Origin of the sequence: Kribbella caucasensis (genome assembly GCF_004361855.1) — a bacterium.
Classification (GTDB): domain Bacteria; phylum Actinomycetota; class Actinomycetes; order Propionibacteriales; family Kribbellaceae; genus Kribbella; species Kribbella caucasensis.
On sequence record NZ_SNWQ01000020.1, the window covers coordinates 60,626 to 72,753 of the forward strand.

Annotated in this window: 14 protein-coding genes; 6 read left to right on the forward strand and 8 right to left on the reverse strand. The window is 68.7% G+C overall.

All coding sequences use genetic code 11. The features are described 5' to 3' along the window. The first annotated feature begins 42 nt into the window (after window positions 1-42). Window positions 43-834: a class I SAM-dependent methyltransferase gene (locus tag EV643_RS32900; RefSeq protein ID WP_133804089.1), complete on the forward strand. Its 792-nt coding sequence runs from the start codon at window positions 43-45 to the stop codon at window positions 832-834. On the opposite strand, the gene EV643_RS32905 is transcribed toward EV643_RS32900, so the two are convergent. Beyond that, the gene (locus EV643_RS32905; RefSeq protein WP_133804090.1) at window positions 835-1,602 is read right to left on the reverse strand and encodes an SDR family NAD(P)-dependent oxidoreductase; all 768 of its coding nucleotides are present in this window, start codon (window positions 1,600-1,602) and stop codon (window positions 835-837) included. A gap of 171 nt (window positions 1,603-1,773) precedes the next feature. Here EV643_RS32905 and EV643_RS32910 point away from each other — a divergent pair, with 171 nt between their 5' ends. Next, entirely contained in the window at window positions 1,774-3,090 is a 1,317-nt protein-coding gene (locus tag EV643_RS32910; RefSeq protein ID WP_133804091.1) for a neutral zinc metallopeptidase, read from the forward strand. 23 nt (window positions 3,091-3,113) lie between these two features. Here EV643_RS32910 and EV643_RS32915 read toward each other — a convergent pair whose 3' ends face one another. Beyond that, entirely contained in the window at window positions 3,114-3,569 is a 456-nt protein-coding gene (locus EV643_RS32915; RefSeq protein ID WP_133804092.1) for a GNAT family N-acetyltransferase, read from the reverse strand. Between the two features lie 223 nt (window positions 3,570-3,792). Here EV643_RS32915 and EV643_RS32920 point away from each other — a divergent pair, with 223 nt between their 5' ends. Next, window positions 3,793-4,629 (forward strand): mechanosensitive ion channel family protein, encoded by an 837-nt coding sequence (locus EV643_RS32920; protein WP_133804093.1) that lies wholly within the window; start codon window positions 3,793-3,795, stop codon window positions 4,627-4,629. A 60-nt stretch (window positions 4,630-4,689) separates the two neighbouring features. Here EV643_RS32920 and abmR read toward each other — a convergent pair whose 3' ends face one another. The 5 genes from abmR to EV643_RS32945 form a co-directional block, all read right to left on the reverse strand. Then, window positions 4,690-5,214 carry an ATP-binding transcription factor AbmR gene (gene abmR / locus EV643_RS32925; protein ID WP_133804094.1) on the reverse strand — a complete coding sequence of 175 codons (525 nt, stop codon included), beginning with the start codon at window positions 5,212-5,214 and terminating at the stop codon, window positions 4,690-4,692. 149 nt (window positions 5,215-5,363) lie between these two features. Then, window positions 5,364-6,359, reverse strand: coding sequence for an N-acetylglucosamine kinase (locus tag EV643_RS32930; protein ID WP_133804095.1), 996 nt, complete (start codon window positions 6,357-6,359; stop codon window positions 5,364-5,366). After that, a complete protein-coding gene (locus tag EV643_RS32935; protein ID WP_133804096.1) occupies window positions 6,359-7,615 on the reverse strand; it encodes a 6-phospho-beta-glucosidase in 1,257 nt (418 codons plus the stop codon). Before EV643_RS32935 ends, EV643_RS32930 begins: the two co-directional genes overlap by 1 nt. A gap of 88 nt (window positions 7,616-7,703) precedes the next feature. Then, complete coding sequence (locus EV643_RS32940; protein WP_133804097.1) at window positions 7,704-8,903, reverse strand: ROK family transcriptional regulator; 1,200 nt, start codon at window positions 8,901-8,903, stop codon at window positions 7,704-7,706. Window positions 8,904-9,124: 221 nt separating this feature from the next. Continuing rightward, a complete protein-coding gene (locus EV643_RS32945; protein ID WP_133804201.1) occupies window positions 9,125-9,814 on the reverse strand; it encodes a uracil-DNA glycosylase in 690 nt (229 codons plus the stop codon). A gap of 58 nt (window positions 9,815-9,872) precedes the next feature. On the opposite strand from EV643_RS32945, the gene EV643_RS32950 reads away from it, so the two are divergent. The 3 genes from EV643_RS32950 (at window position 9,873) to EV643_RS32960 (ending at window position 11,454) form a co-directional block, all read left to right on the forward strand. After that, on the forward strand, window positions 9,873-10,319 hold the full coding sequence (locus tag EV643_RS32950) for a group II truncated hemoglobin (RefSeq protein WP_133804098.1): 447 nt from the start codon (window positions 9,873-9,875) through the stop codon (window positions 10,317-10,319). Between the two features lie 18 nt (window positions 10,320-10,337). Beyond that, window positions 10,338-10,733, forward strand: coding sequence for a nuclear transport factor 2 family protein (locus EV643_RS32955; protein ID WP_133804099.1), 396 nt, complete (start codon window positions 10,338-10,340; stop codon window positions 10,731-10,733). A gap of 139 nt (window positions 10,734-10,872) precedes the next feature. After that, window positions 10,873-11,454, forward strand: coding sequence for a dihydrofolate reductase family protein (locus EV643_RS32960; protein WP_133804100.1), 582 nt, complete (start codon window positions 10,873-10,875; stop codon window positions 11,452-11,454). 145 nt (window positions 11,455-11,599) lie between these two features. Here EV643_RS32960 and EV643_RS32965 read toward each other — a convergent pair whose 3' ends face one another. Next, a complete protein-coding gene (locus EV643_RS32965) occupies window positions 11,600-12,121 on the reverse strand; it encodes a DUF1990 domain-containing protein (protein ID WP_133804101.1) in 522 nt (173 codons plus the stop codon). Window positions 12,122-12,128 lie beyond the last annotated feature (7 nt).

Sequence of the window (12,128 nt, forward strand, 5' to 3'; positions counted from 1 at the left end):
AAAGGAGGTGTCCGGGGATTTTGGGACCGGGATGATGGGGCGATGGTTGAACTGGATCCGGCGATTCGAGAGTTCTATCGGGAGCGGTACGTCGAGGGCGACCGGCTGGCGCGGAGTGGGCACGGGCAGCTGGAGTTCTTGCGGACGCGGGAGTTGGTGCGACGGTTCCTGCCCGCGACGCCGGCGATGGTGCTCGACGTGGGCGGCGCCACCGGGGTGCATGCGAAGTGGCTGGTCGGGGACGGGTACGAGGTGCACCTGGTCGATCCGGTCGAAGAACATGTGGAGCAGGCCCGGGCGGTCGGGGGATTCACGGCGGCGGTGGGGGATGCGCGCGCGTTGGATCAGGCTGACGGCAGTGTTGACGTGACGCTGTTGCTGGGGCCGCTGTACCACTTGGTGGATGCCGCCGATCGTGCTCAGGCGTTGCGGGAGGCGCGCCGGGTTACGCGGGTGGGCGGACTCGTCGTCGCGGCGGGGATCAGCCGGTACGCCGGGTTGCTGGAGTACGGGAACAACGGGCGGCTCAGCGAGGACAACGTGCACCTGTTCACGGACGCCCTGGCGACTGGACGGCACTACGACGACCCGAACGGGTTCACGAACGCGTACTTCCATCACGCGGACGAGTTGCGCGCGGAGTTCGAGAGCGCGGGATTCGAGGACGTCGACGTACTCGGTGTCGAGGGCCCTGCCGCACCGACCCTGGACAACGCGGCCGACGACGACGTCCCGAGGCTGTTGCCGGCGGCGATCACGTTGGCCCGGTTGGTGGAGCGCGATCCCCGGATGATGTCCGCGAGCCCGCATTTCCTCGCGTTCGGGCGAGCCTGATCAGTAAATCGAGTAGCCGCCGTCGATGAGGAGGACGGAGCCGGTCATGAAGGCGGACGCGGGGCTGGCCAGGTAGACGACCGAGGGGGCGATCTCCTCAGGGGTGGCGTAGCGCTGGAGTGGGGCGTCGAGGATCCAGTTCTGCCGGAACTCGGGCTGGTCGACCGGTGCCATGTCGGTCTTCACATAGCCTGGTGCGATGGCGTTGACGCGGATGTTGTGCGGCGCCCATTCGGCGGCGAGGCTGCGGGTCAGGTGGTGGACGGCCGCCTTCGACGCGTTGTAGGACGCTTGCCACTGGGGACGGTTCACGATCTGCGCGGACATGCTGCCGACGTTCACGATCACCCCGCCGCCCGCGTCGATCATGGTGCGGGCGACCGCCGTACTGGTGTTCCACAGGGCGGTGAGGTTGAGGTCGATGACCTGCTGCCATTCCTCGTCCGGTACTTCCAGGGCGGGTCGGTGGATCGCGATCCCGGCGTTGTTGACCAGGATGTCGATCCCGCCGAGCTCGGCCGTCACGTCGGCGACGAGCGCGGTGACCTCGGCCCGTTGGGTGATGTCGGCCGGTACGGCGAATCCGCGCCGGCCGCGAGCCTCGATCTCGCTCACCACCTCGTCGTTGCGGGCGGAGTCGCGGGCCGCGATCGCGACGTCGGCACCGGCTTCGGCCAGGGCGAGCGCGAAGGCCCGGCCGAGGCCGCGGTTGCCGCCGGTGACGAGGGCCCGGCGATCCTTCAGCCCGAAAGTGTCCAGGACGCTCATCCAGCGGTCTCCCTTGCGCTCGAATCTGGTTACACAACGTATGTAAGTTGGCCGGGAATGGCGAGGGCGATGTCAAGAGCGGCGAAGCAGTAGGCCGGGGCGGTCGCAGGGCATAGCATCATCCGGCGGCACCGCCCAGGTCAGCTGACCGAGGACAAGAGGGACGAATACATGGCCGACGACACCACCCCGGAGACCACGCCCACTCCGGAGCGGTCGCCTGCACCAGAGCCGGGATACTTCCTGCCGGGCGGGGCTGGTGAGTCCGCTGTCGAGACCGGTACGGCGAGCCCGCGTGCGGTACCCCGTCAATCGCTGGGCCTGGGGAAGGCACATCCGGTACGCCCCCCGGTGGATCCGTCGTTGCGCAAGGCAAAGCCCCTGCCCAGCGACCCTGGCCAGACCGGATTCGGCGCACCTCCACCGGCGCCGCTGTCCGACGCCCCGGCCACCCCGCTGACCGGGACCAAGCAGCCCGGCGGGCCGCGGCCCGTCGGCGGCTGGCACTCGACGTCGACGCGGAAGCCGCCGCAGTTCTCGACCGAGCCGCCTCAGCTGAAACCGCCCGCCCGGTACTCCAAGCCGTTCATCGCCGGCTTCTCGGCCCTGATGCTGGTCCTGCTCGGCGGCGGCGTGTTCGCGGGCTCCAAGCTGATCGACTCCTACGACGACACGGTCGAGAACCCGTTGGCCCGTCCGTCGGTGAAGCAGACCGAGGACCCGCTGCCCGCCCCGCCCCAGCCGACGGTCACCGTGACCGTCCAGCCGGTGCCGGACGCGGTGCGGGTCAAGCAGAACAAGCTGTACGCCGTCGGCAAGGTGCCGTCGGTGAAATGCACCGAGCCGAAGATCAAGCCGTCGACGGAGGCGGCCCTGCTGAAGTACTACCAGACCCTGCTGCCGTGCCTGAACAAGGCGTGGGCGCCCCTGGTCCGCAAGGCGGGGTACCCGTTCCGTGCGCCGAAGCTGGTGATCTACCGGTCGAGCCAGCGGTCCGCGTGCACCGGTGAGGCCGACCTGGCGTTCTACTGCGGCGACGACGAGACGATCACCATTCGATCGTCGGTCGACCTGAAGAACTACCGGATCGACAAGGAGGCGGCCCGGGTCAGGATGATGGACACGCTGGCGCACGAGTACGCGCATCACGTGCAGCTGCTGACCAACATCCTGATCTCGGCGAACTCACGGGAGGGCTGGGCGAAGACCGAGGCGGCGAAGCTGGAGGAGCGCCGGCGGGTCGAACTGCAGGCCAGCTGCCTGGGCGCGGCCTTCCTCGGCGCGAACCGGACCACGCTCGGGCTGACCGGCCGCAAGCACGACATCTGGGAGTTCCAGGCCAAGCACAGCGGTGACGAGTACAACCCGAAGAAGAAGCGCGACCACGGCTCCCGCAAGAACATGTGGGCGTGGGTCGGCCCTGCCTTCACCACCACCAATCCCGCGTCCTGCAACACCTTCACCGCCCCGGCGGCCCGAGTCAGCTGACCGCCGGTACGCCGTACCGCGGGTCAGCTGAGCTTGAGTTTGAAGCCCTCGTGGCTGTTCTCGAAGCCCAGCCGGTCGTAGAAGCGGTGGGCGTCGGTGCGGGACTTGTCGCTGGTGAGCTGGACGAGGGCGCAGCCCCGGTTGCGCGACTCCTCGATCGCCCACTCCATCAGCGTGCTGCCCAGGCCGATACCGCGGGCCGACGCGGCGACCCGGACCGCCTCGACCAGGCCGCGTGACGAACCACGCCGGGACAGCCCCGGGATAATCGTCAACTGCAGCGTGCCGATCGGCTCACCGTTGCGATCGGCAACGACCAGGAGCTGGTTCGGGTCGGCGTCGATCGCCTCGAACGCGGCCTCGTACGGCGTCAGGTCGTCGACGGACTCGCGGGTCGCACCGAGCTGGTCGTCGGCGATCATCGCGATGATCCCGGGCAGGTCGGCGCGGATCGCACGCCGGATCACGACATCGGTCATACCGCCAGGATCTCAAGGGTCTGGACGGGTGCAGCCGCCGGGGTCAGCACCGTCCGACTGAAACGGTCATTGCCTTACGCAAATACTTTTCGTTGAACCGGTGTTTGCGCTTCGGCTCACCGGGCACGAGAGTGTTACCGACACCACACTGCATCCGCCCGTGCCCGTCGTCGCGCGGACCGATGCGTGCCCTCGAGTGCGGGCCAATCCGGAAGGAAGGCCGATGTCCGCACTAGCGATCGACTTCACCCAACCCTTCGAAGATGCCTTCGGCAAGCTCCTGGGCTTCGTCCCGAACCTGCTCGGTGGCCTGGTCATCCTGATCGTCGGCTACTTCGTCGCGAAAGTGCTCGGCAAACTCGTCGGCAAGCTGCTCGGCCGGGTCGGCTTCGACCAGTGGATGGACCGGGCCGGCGTGTCCGGCGTGCTGCAGCGCTCCGGCACCGGGCTGACCGCGTCGGCGATGCTCGGCCAGGTCGTGTTCTGGTTCGTCTTCCTGATCAGCTTCACGATGTTCGCCTCCGCGCTCGGCGTGCCGGAGATCTCGGCCTTCATGAGCGACATGCTCGGTTACATCCCACGGATCTTCGCCGCGATCGTGATCATCTGCCTGGCCGCGTTGTTCGCGAACTTCCTGGCCGCGATCATCCGCGGCGCGACCGGCAACGAGACCCTGGCCAAGGTCGGCAAGTACGCGGTTCTCGTGTACGCCGCGTTCGCCGCGCTGACCCAGCTCGGTATCGCGGTCCAGCTCACCGGCAACACGTTGCTGATCGTGCTCGGTGGTGTCGCCCTGGCGCTCGGTCTCGCTTTCGGCCTCGGGGGTCGCGAGCTGGCCGGCCAGGCACTCCGCACCATGTTCGAACGCGGCCAGTCGATGACGGCATCAGCCGGTACTGCGAACCAGGGCGCCAACGGCACGACTGACTACCCGGACCCGCAGTACCCGGACCCGCAGTACCCGGATCCGCAGTACCCGGCGACGCATGGCGCGCCGCAGTCGGGCAACTGGTCCAATGGCTCCGGCGACAACGGCAACTGGCAAGGCGGCCAGCGGTAGTCATCAGCCCTCCTGCCGGAGTGGATCGCCTCCGGCAGGAGCCCGCCTGTCCGGATGTTCCTAGCCGGCGTCCGGGCCTGCCCGGCGGACGTCGTCGACCTTCGACATCGCGTCGCGGAGGTCCTTGAGCCACGTCTCGCTGTGCTGGGCGACGAGCTTGACGCACCAGCCGAGCGCGTCGCTCCGGGAGCGGGCGACCCCGGCGTCGACCAGCGTGTCCAGCACCTGGCGTTCCGGCTGCCGCAACCGCGTCATCACCGGCGCGGACAGCGACGTGAACACCGTCCGCGTCTCACCACAGTTGACGCCCCATGCGACCTTCCGCCGGGTGGCGTGCTCGAGCTCGCGGGCGATCTCGATCCGCCGCTCCCGGGTGTCCTCCCGGTACTGCTTGATCCGCCCCTCCTCGGCCGCCGACCGCGCCGCTTCGCTGACGTCACCCTCCTGCTGTGGCGCCGGGATCGTCCCGACGATGAGGATCTCGTCCCGGTCGATCGTCACCTCCGGCTCACCCTCGAACCACTCCTGCGGCAGCCGCCCCGTCAACCAGCCCCGCACCCGCTCACTCTCCGCCTGTGTACTCATGTAATCATGATTACACCGCAAGCAAGTCTCGTCACAAGGCTCACGGTAATGCCCAGAGCGAACACCGCTCCGCTCGAGCGGAGCTGAGGAAAGGCGAGATCCGCCGGGATGAGGCGGGCGGTGCCGGGGTTGGGCTGGTCGGGGGTGGGTCAGGTGGCGTAGGCGGCTCGTAGTTCGAGGTGGGCTGCGTGGGGTGCGCCGGTGTGGTCGAGGCCGAGGAGGGCGGCGCCGACGACGGGTGGGACCTGTACTACGGACGGCGCGGCCTTGGGCGCGGCCTCGGCGAGCAGCGTGATGACCGAATCGAGCAGGAGCGGGTGGCCCGCGGTGAGGACGCCTCCGCCGAGGACCACCGGGGTCGGTTCGTCCAGGAGATCGAGGCGGCGCATCGCGATCACCGCCATGCTGACGATCTCCTCGGCCTGGCGCTGGACGAGCTCCGCCGCGACCGCATCCCCGGCGGCGGCGACCTGGAAGAGCAGCGGGCCGGCCTCGAGCCGTTGGGCCGCCGGGATCTCGCCGAGGTGCATCGCTTCGATCAGCTCGGTCATCGACCCGACCCTGTAATGCCGCGGCAGTTCCGTGGCCAGGGCGGTGGCGGGGCCCCGGCCGTCGTCGGCGCGGGCCGCCGACCAGATCGCCTCCTCCGCGAGTTGTTGCCCACCGCCCCAATCTCCGGAGATCTTGCCCACCGCGGGGAACCGGGCAGTGCGGCCGTCGGGCAGCAGGCCGGAACAGTTGATCCCGGCGCCACAGACCACGACGATCCCCCGCGGCTCGTCGACGCCGGCCCTCAGCAAGGCGAAGGTGTCGTTCGCGACGTACACCGACTCTCCCCAACCGAACGAACGGATGACATCGGCGATGCGTTGCTCCTCGATCGGCAGGTCCGCGTTCGCCAGGCACGCGGACACCTGCTGGACGAGGGGTCCGTCGCCCACAACCAACCCGGCTTCAGCCGCCGCGGCAGCGACCAGCGGCGCGAGCCCTTCCACGGCAGGGAGGAAGCCGCCAACGAGGTACGGCTCGAAACCACCACCCCGCGCCGTACCGAGCACTCGACCGTCAGGGCCGACCAGAGCAACATCCGTCTTGCTGTTGCCGGCGTCGATCGCCAGCACCCCGCCCGGCAGCAAAGCCGCCATCAGTTCGCCCACGGCAGGTACTCGTGGTTGTGCGCGAGCAGCTTGTCGGTCAGCGCCCGCGCGTACTCGATCTGCCCGACCAACGGATGCGCCAGCAAAGCATTGAAGACCCGCTGGTCCCCACCCTTCAGTGCGGCCTCAAGTGCCAGATTCTCGTACGCCGTGACGTTCGCGACCAGTCCCGCGTACAACGGTTCCAGCGGCGCGACCGGCAACGGCGTAGTACCGGCGGCCCCGACAGTCGCCGGCACCTCGATGACCGCGTCGTCCGGCAGGAACGGGAGCGTCCCGTTGTTCAAGGTGTTCACCACCTGCACGTCACCCGTGTCGTTCAGCAGCGACGACGCCAGCGCGACCGCGGCCTCGGAGTAGTACGCGCCACCACGTTGCTCCAGCAGCGCAGGCTTCTCGTCCAGCGTCGGATCGGCGTACAGATCCAGCAGCTGCTTCTCGATCGCCGCCACCTCGGCAGCCCGCGACGGCTTCTCCAGCAACTCGCGGACCACCTCGTCGTGCGCGTAGAAGTAGCGCAAGTAGTACGACGGGACCACCCCGAGCTGCAGCAACAACTCAGCCGGCAAGTGCAGGTCATCCGCCAGCGAACCGATATGCTCGGCCAGCAACGTAGGCAGTTTGTCCTCGCCGTCGACCCGTACTGCGCGCTCCCAGGTCAGGTGGTTCAACCCGACATGATCCAGCGCGACCTGTTCCGGCGACACCCCGAGCAACCGCGCGAACCGCCGCTGGAATCCGATCGCCACGTTGCACAACCCGACGGCCCGGTGACCCTCGGACAACAACGCCCGGGTGACGATCCCGACCGGGTTGGTGAAGTCGACGATCCACGCGTCCGGGTTCGCCCGCCGGACCCGATCGGCGATGTCCAGTACGACGGGAACGGTGCGCAACGCCTTCGCCAGCCCGCCGGCGCCAGTGGTTTCTTGCCCGACGCAACCACATTCGAGCGGCCAGGTCTCGTCCTGGTTCCGTGCCGCCTGGCCGCCGACGCGCAGCTGCAACAGCACCGCGTCCGCGCCGTCGATCCCGGCGTCGAGATCCGAGGTCGTGGTCACCAGCCCCGGATGACCCTGCTTGGCGAAGATTCGTTGCGCCAGGCCACCAACGAGTTCGAGCCGGTCGAGCGCCGGGTCGGCCAGGACGAGTTCGTCCACCGGCAACGTGTCCCGCAACCGGGCGAACCCGTCGACGAGCTCGGGCGTATAGGTGGATCCGCCCCCTACGACTGTGAGTTTCATCCTTTGACTCTCCTGGCTCTGGCCGTGCGGATCCGCCGGGCCAGGTAGCCGTGGTGGACCTGGTCCGTTGGACGGGTGGCGGTGGGTTCTAGTCGGTGCGGCCCCTGCTGGTCGGGCCGGCTGTGTCGAAGACTGTGTCGCGGGTGGTGCTCAGGGCGGACTGCAGCGCCCCGGACAGCACCGGGTCGGTGGTGATGGCGGTCAGCAGCAGCCGCGGCCGGGGTACGGCGAGATCGGCGAGCTCCTCCTGGACCAGGGCGCGCAACCGTTCGCCGCCGGCCGTGATCACCCCGCCCGCGAGCACGATCAGCTCGGGGTCGACCACGGCCACGATCGCGGCGAGACCGACGGCGAGCCGATGGGCGAACTCGGTGAGTACTTCGTCGCCGGCGCCCGGGGTGTTGACGGCGGCGGCGATCGCTGCTTGCGCAGTACGGGCTCTGAGGCCGTGGCTGCGGGCCAGGGCCAGGACGGATTCGCCGCCGGCCAGTTCCTGGAATCCGCCGGCGTTGTTGCGGCCGACGTTGCGGACCAGCGGGGTGCCGGGCAGCGGGAGGAAGGCGACCTCGCCCGCGCCGCCGGTCGCACCGCGATGCAGCCGGCCGTTGATCACGACCGCCGCGCCGATGCCCTCCTCGCCCCACAGCAGCACGAAGTTGTCGCTGTCCTGGGCGTGCCCGATGCGCTGCTCGGCGATCGCGGCGAGGTTCACGTCGTTCTCGACCTCGAGCGGTACGGCGATCGCGCGGGCCAGCTCCTCGAGCAGGTGCGGGTCGTGCCAACCGGGCAGATGTGTCGCGTACCGGAGCCGCCCCGTGGTCGGGTCGAATCCGCCGGGGGTGCCGATCGAGACGCGGTACAGCCGGTCCTTGGTCAGCCCGGCGTCGCCCAGTGCGCCGTCGATCGCCTTCATCACACGATCGACGGTGCCCTTGGCGGTACGACCGGGCGTGGGCAGCTCGTATCGGCCGACCACCTTGCCGGTGAGGTCCGCGATCGCCGCGTGGATCCGGGCCGGTGTCACGTCCAGGCCTGCGACGTGCGCGATATCGCCGTTGATCTCGTAGAGCTTGGCGTTCGGGCCGGGGCGGCCGGCGCTCGTGCCGCTCTGCCGGACCAGTCTGGCGCTCTCCAGCCGGGCGAGCAGCTGGGACGCGGTCGGCTTGGACAGACCGGTCAGGTTGCCCAGCGTGGTCCGGGACAGGGGACCTTGTTCGAGCAGCAGATCGAGGGCGGCTCGGTCGTTCATCGCGCGGAGCAGGCGGGGTGTACCGGGTGTGCTGGCCATGAGCTAACCCTGCCTCCTTCCTGCCCGGAACGCGCGGCGCCGTACCGACCTGATTGATCGAAGGGGCAACTGTTAGGAAAACTTCCTATTAATGCGAGACCGTACGGGTGCGGCCGGGGCGATGTCAATCGATCGGGGCAGCCGGTTCTGGAACCTGGGCACAGCAAAGACCGGGCCGGTTTGGCTCCTGCCGACCCGGCCCGGGCGTAGTACTGACTTGGCTAGGGGAGGCGCCAGTCGATAGGGGCGCCGCCCTGTTCGGCAAGGAGGGCGTTGACGCGGCTGAACGGGCGGGACCCGAAGAAGCCGCGGTCGGCCGACATCGGGCTGGGGTGGGCGCTCTCGATGGACGGGACCGTGCCGAGCATCGGCTTGAGCGTCTGTGCGTCGCGGCCCCAGAGGATCGCGACGAGCGGACCGCCACGCGCGACCAGTGCGCGGATCGCCTGCTCGGTGACGGCCTCCCACCCCTTGCCCCGGTGCGAGGCGGGCTTACCTGGTTGCACGGTGAGCACCCTGTTGAGCATCAGCACGCCCTGGTCGGCCCAGGGAGTCAGGTCGCCGTTCGAGGGCGCGGGGGCGTCCACGTCGGCCATCAGTTCGCGGTAGATGTTCGCCAGGCTGCGCGGGATCGGGCGCACATCGGGTGCGACCGAGAAGCTCAGGCCGACCGGATGGCCCGGTGTCGGGTACGGATCCTGGCCGACCACCAGCACTTTTACATTGGCGAGCGGCCGCTGGAACGCTCGCAGTACGTTCTCCCCGGCCGGCAGATAGCCGCGTCCGGCGGCGATCTCGTCCCGCAGGAACTCGCCCATCCGGCTCACCGTCGCCTCGACCGGCGCGAGCGCCTCGGCCCAGTCCGGCGCGATCAAATCACCCAACGTCTTCGGACTCACCCGCCCTAGCATCGCAGAGCCGGCTGTGGTGTGCTGCATCCGGTTCGACGACTTCGACTGGGGGCCGGACATGGAGAGCGTGTACGAGGCCGCGGGCGGCAGCGAGGGCTTGATCCGGCTGGCCGCGGCGTGGCATTCGCGGGTGATGGCGGACGAGATCGTCAGCCACGCGTTCAGCCACGGATTCCATCCGCAGCACACCGAGCGACTCGCGGCGTACTGGGCCGAGGCCCTCGGCGGTCCCACCACGTACTCCGACACCTACGGAGACGAATCCTCGGTCGTCCGGATCCACAGCGGCAACGGCCCACACGAGGAGATGGACCGCCGCGCGATCACCTGCTTTGACCAGGCCCTGCAGGACGTCGGCCTGGTCGCCGAGCCGCTTCGGCAGGTGTTGTACGACTACTTCGCCTGGGCCACCACGGTATCCATGACGCAGTACACCGGCGCTGCTGACGATGTCCCTCTCGGGCTGCGCATTCCACGCTGGTCCTGGGACGGCCTGCAGTCGTAGGCGGATTATGGTGGGCCAATGAACCACGAGACCGCCCAGGGCTGGCTCAACCGGTACGTCGACGCGTGGCTGTCCTACGACCCGGACGACATCGCAGACCTGTTCACTGAAGACGTCGCCTACCGCTATCACCCGTACGACGACCCGATCGTCGGCCGGGACGCCGTCGTCGCCTCCTGGCTCGGGGAGGACACGTCGGGCGTGGCCTCCACCCGCGACGCACCCGGCACCTACGAAGCCGAGTACTCCCCGGTCGCCGTCGACGGCGACACCGTAGTAGCCACCGGCACCTCCCACTACCGTGAGGTCCCCGGCGGCGCGATCGTCCGCACCTTCGAAAACTGCTTCATCATCCGCTTCGACACAGAAGCCCGCTGCCGAGAGTTCACCGAGTACTACATCCGCCACCCCTGAACAGCACGGCATCCACTGTCGGCGTACCGAAAGTCCTCGGAAGAAATTCGGGAGGCGGTGTCGGATCGGGGTCGATGGCTTCGTAGCAGGGGTGAGCGGCCGCCCACGAGGGCGCCCCACCGTACTCGAGGAGAGCATCATGACCGCTACCTACACCTTCGACATCTTCTCCAGCCTCGACGGCTTCGGCTCCCACAGTGGCAACTGGGGCGGCTACTGGGGCAAGCAAGGCCCCGAACTGCTCGACCACCGCCTCGCCCTGTACGGCGAACAGCAGCGGATGGTCTTTGGGGCCAACACGTATAGGGCGTTCGCGCGGATGCTGGCCTCGAGCACCGAGGACTCCGAGGTCCGTGACCCCTGGGTCACCCGGATGAGGAACCTGCCGGCAACGGTGGTGTCGAGCACACTCGAAGGACCCCTCGACTGGCCGGACGCGACCCTCGTGAGCGGCGACGCCGGCGACGTCGTCGCCCGGCTCAAGGAGGAGTCCGGGGTGCCGTTGCGCTCGCACGGCAGCCTGTCGCTGAACCGGGCGCTGATGGCTGCCGGTCTGGTCGACCGCGTCCAGGTGACGCTCTTCCCGGTGATCACCGGTCAGACCGGAGTGGATCCGATCTTCCAGGGTGCGGCCGACTTCGACCTCGAACTGATCGAGAGCCGCACGCTCGACGGCAACATCCAAGAGCTCATCTACCGGCCCACCCTGCACGCCAGCTGACCAGGGCCAGGTCTGGGGTTCACCGGGTGGCCTCGAAAAGTCTTGTCTTGTTGGTGTGTCGTTGCCTTAAGCGCTTGTTTGGGTTGGTAGGAATGGAGATGGCCCCGCAAAGTATGAGATTGCGGGGCCTTTGACGTGTTCGGGGTCAGTTTGCGAGGTGGCGGAGGGCTCGGGTGTAGCGGTGGGCGAAGAAGGATTGGGCCTTGCGGGATGCGGGGCCGCCCAGTCGGGTGTACCAGCTGGCGGGGCGGCTGTAGGCGAGGACGGTGAAGTAGACGTCCTCGCCCTCCCGGGTGATCACGAACGACTCTTCGCCGGACTCGGGGTGCCCGGGCAACGTCCCGTACGCGAAGCCGATGCGGTCCGGTTCGTCCACGGTCCAGACGACCCGGCAGGGGATCGGTACGCCGACCGGGCCGGTGCCGAGTCGGCCGAGTGAGTTGGTGCCGATCACTGCGGGACTCTCGGTCGCCTTGATCCGGATTCCGGCCGCGCTGTGCATCTTCCAGCTCATCAACGCGTCTCCGGCCCGGTGGAACACCGCGTCGCCGGTCCCGATGCGCGCGCGGTGTTCCAACCGGTGGTACCCGGACGGCGTCTCGGCGAACCGGGTCGCGCCGACCACGTCGTACGAGAACCGCAGTCCCGCAAGGTCGCCCAGCTTCATCGCCGGC

What these genes read in the sequence shown, in the direction of transcription:
- EV643_RS32945 (WP_133804201.1), bottom strand. Translation starts at nt 9,814, where the DNA reads ATGCTAGGGCGGGTGAGTCCGAAGACGTTGGGTGATTTGATCGCGCCG.
- EV643_RS32915 (WP_133804092.1), bottom strand. Translation starts at nt 3,569, where the DNA reads ATGACCGATGTCGTGATCCGGCGTGCGATCCGCGCCGACCTGCCCGGG.
- EV643_RS32935 (WP_133804096.1), bottom strand. Translation starts at nt 7,615, where the DNA reads ATGAAACTCACAGTCGTAGGGGGCGGATCCACCTATACGCCCGAGCTC.
- EV643_RS32950 (WP_133804098.1), top strand. Translation starts at nt 9,873, where the DNA reads ATGGAGAGCGTGTACGAGGCCGCGGGCGGCAGCGAGGGCTTGATCCGG.
- EV643_RS32920 (WP_133804093.1), top strand. Translation starts at nt 3,793, where the DNA reads ATGTCCGCACTAGCGATCGACTTCACCCAACCCTTCGAAGATGCCTTC.
- EV643_RS32900 (WP_133804089.1), top strand. Translation starts at nt 43, where the DNA reads ATGGTTGAACTGGATCCGGCGATTCGAGAGTTCTATCGGGAGCGGTAC.
- EV643_RS32955 (WP_133804099.1), top strand. Translation starts at nt 10,338, where the DNA reads ATGAACCACGAGACCGCCCAGGGCTGGCTCAACCGGTACGTCGACGCG.
- EV643_RS32905 (WP_133804090.1), bottom strand. Translation starts at nt 1,602, where the DNA reads ATGAGCGTCCTGGACACTTTCGGGCTGAAGGATCGCCGGGCCCTCGTC.
- abmR (WP_133804094.1), bottom strand. Translation starts at nt 5,214, where the DNA reads ATGAGTACACAGGCGGAGAGTGAGCGGGTGCGGGGCTGGTTGACGGGG.
- EV643_RS32910 (WP_133804091.1), top strand. Translation starts at nt 1,774, where the DNA reads ATGGCCGACGACACCACCCCGGAGACCACGCCCACTCCGGAGCGGTCG.
- EV643_RS32940 (WP_133804097.1), bottom strand. Translation starts at nt 8,903, where the DNA reads ATGGCCAGCACACCCGGTACACCCCGCCTGCTCCGCGCGATGAACGAC.
- EV643_RS32965 (WP_133804101.1), bottom strand. Translation starts at nt 12,121, where the DNA reads ATGAAGCTGGGCGACCTTGCGGGACTGCGGTTCTCGTACGACGTGGTC.
- EV643_RS32930 (WP_133804095.1), bottom strand. Translation starts at nt 6,359, where the DNA reads ATGGCGGCTTTGCTGCCGGGCGGGGTGCTGGCGATCGACGCCGGCAAC.
- EV643_RS32960 (WP_133804100.1), top strand. Translation starts at nt 10,873, where the DNA reads ATGACCGCTACCTACACCTTCGACATCTTCTCCAGCCTCGACGGCTTC.